This is a genomic window from Citrobacter sp. Awk 2 (assembly GCF_028069815.1).
Taxonomy (GTDB): Bacteria; Pseudomonadota; Gammaproteobacteria; order Enterobacterales; family Enterobacteriaceae; genus Citrobacter.
In genome coordinates this window covers 1-2,151 of the sequence record NZ_JANEWL010000200.1, presented here as the reverse complement: position 1 = coordinate 2,151, position 2,151 = coordinate 1, and the positions used below count along the sequence as shown (strand labels likewise).

Here is a 2,151-nt window from a genome sequence, read left to right as displayed (position 1 = left end):
TTCTTATTCTCTTAATCTTTAGTTATCAGCTCAAGCCGCATGGCTCTCTTGCAGAGGGCTAAAGGCATTATACAAATGGCTAAAAATCCTGTCAGTAGCCGGAAGTGCTAATTTAGCTCACATTATGAACAATTATATAAATGCGCACAAATACCTAATTGTGATCATTTATTGATTTCATTGTACTAGGTAGATAGTACGCGCAGTATTTAGTCAAAGTCGGGTGCCGTGGATAATACAGAATCCATTACCTTTCACTTCCAACTAATGCCCCATTTAGCACGCCTGTACGGCAATCTCAGGGCTTTCTCTGCCCTACCCTCATAATCACCTTATTTCATTCCAGAGTCTCTCCTTGTGGCATTGAGAGGCTTTATTATCTGGTCTAACCACTAATTGCTGTCACAAACGAGATTGGAAATGAAAACCCATACAATTCCCTCAAGTCTCGTGTCCATTGAAACTTTGATACTCATACTAACTTCCATGAGCAACAAATTTATTGTGATACGAGCAAGAGAGAGAAACAAACCAGTTTACTACTTATCATCAACCAGAAGTAATTGGAAGAAAGCAAAGTTAGATACAAACTTTCTCGACAATCACGCTGGTTGCAGATTCCAGGCCAGATTCGATACAGACACTATTTCTACTTTGTCTGAATTTCTGGAATCTCTTAAACCAACCTTAATAACCCTCTAAACAAGGACTGAAATAAATGAATTCTATTTCTTCACCTACTTCTCATGCAAGCTGTTCAACTTCTCAGGCTTCATATCCTGATGACTTAATCAATAGCACTCTTGTTTCATTATTCTACCTGACAAGTGATGGTGGATTTATGAGTAAGAATGGATATATGCCATGTCATCGGGAGAAAGATGGAAAGCTTCAGATTGAAGTAATAACCAATGACTATTCTTTCTGGATGAATGCGAAAGAGATTTCCCTTCGTCTTAATGAAATGCAACGCAGACGCTTAATGTCAGACCGTTCAGTTCACTACGCCATCGTTGATGGAAATGGGAAGTTTCGTTGCAACCATCGAATCAAATCGTGGAAAGAAATGCAACTGGAACAATACCAGGATATGTCCAGAGGTTGTATGCAATGAACTCACCTCACTACTTTTCAGCAAAAGCGCTGAATGATGAAATTATTGCCCGTCTTTTAAAAGATGAAGACCGTCTGGTTATCAGCAAAAGCTTTAGTGGTGACAAGCATTGTGGCTGGCATATCACAGCACCACGTTATCTATGGATAAAAGCAGGCGTTCATCCTGTCTGGATTCGTGAATCAAAGGGCAACAAACTACAGTCCAAAGTTGGAACTAAACGGATGGAACGAGCAAGGCAATTGCTTTCTTTATCTTTACAAGAAAACAAATCCATCTCTTTCACCCAACCACTTCCAGCACAAGTTTTTCATTCAAATTTGTGCGCATAAGGAAAAATACAATGTCTCAGACAAAACCAACGTTTAATGCGAAAACTACCTCTTGCGCGGTTCCATTGCCTACAGGCAAATGTGTTCAGCCAATGGCTACAAATAAACTTCCTCGTGAAACTCCAACTCCACAGAGTGATATCCCATATATGCAATATACAAGTAATGGAGTGTTGGTTGCACGATGAAAAGCAAACTCAGAAAGATGGTTAATAAAACCAAAACTCAGGCTGTCGTGAGTCGTAAAGCCAACCTGAAAACAAAACAACTTTCACACGTCTGCGAAGCAGAATACAAGGAGGCTGACAATGGCATTATCCAGAGCGCAGCATGAAGCAAACAAAGCTAATGGTGCGTATCACATTGACCGTCATGGGAATCGTGTTCCTCCTGCATTAGCCCGTTCTGCTCGTTCCACTGATGTAGTAACAGGTGTTCGTCATACTGCTTCAAATTCAGCTATTGATAAGGCTATATTCAATGACCCATTAAAGCTACAGATTATGTCTCTGCGGGCTTGTGGCCGTCATGCAGAGGCTGACCGTTTAGAGGGTGTTCACCCTAAGAAATAAGCACCAAAGAAAGGGCTACAGCACGTCGTGAGACGTTAAGCCCTGTCATTACCATTGTCCATTATTAAAACCCCTCAGAATGCCATAGAGCGCGTTTAATAATGGGTGATCATTACTTGATCATTATTACCAC

Annotated in this window: 3 protein-coding genes; all 3 read left to right on the top strand. The window is 40.8% G+C overall.

What is annotated here, in order from left to right; translation table 11 throughout:
- Positions 1-718 precede the first annotated feature (718 nt).
- Positions 719-1,114, top strand: a complete 396-nt coding sequence (locus NNO02_RS23115; RefSeq protein WP_226302925.1) for a hypothetical protein — start codon at positions 719-721, stop codon at positions 1,112-1,114.
- Positions 1,111-1,446: a hypothetical protein gene (locus tag NNO02_RS23110; RefSeq protein WP_001519747.1), complete on the top strand. Its 336-nt coding sequence runs from the start codon at positions 1,111-1,113 to the stop codon at positions 1,444-1,446. Before NNO02_RS23115 ends, NNO02_RS23110 begins: the two co-directional genes overlap by 4 nt.
- A gap of 308 nt (positions 1,447-1,754) precedes the next feature.
- Positions 1,755-2,018, top strand: a complete 264-nt coding sequence (locus NNO02_RS23105) for a hypothetical protein (protein WP_271442114.1) — start codon at positions 1,755-1,757, stop codon at positions 2,016-2,018.
- Positions 2,019-2,151 lie beyond the last annotated feature (133 nt).

Bases quoted from the DNA above. Each gene is read 5' to 3' on its own strand.
- NNO02_RS23110 (WP_001519747.1), top strand. From the start codon at position 1,111: ATGAACTCACCTCACTACTTTTCAGCAAAAGCGCTGAATGATGAAATT.
- NNO02_RS23105 (WP_271442114.1), top strand. From the start codon at position 1,755: ATGGCATTATCCAGAGCGCAGCATGAAGCAAACAAAGCTAATGGTGCG.
- NNO02_RS23115 (WP_226302925.1), top strand. From the start codon at position 719: ATGAATTCTATTTCTTCACCTACTTCTCATGCAAGCTGTTCAACTTCT.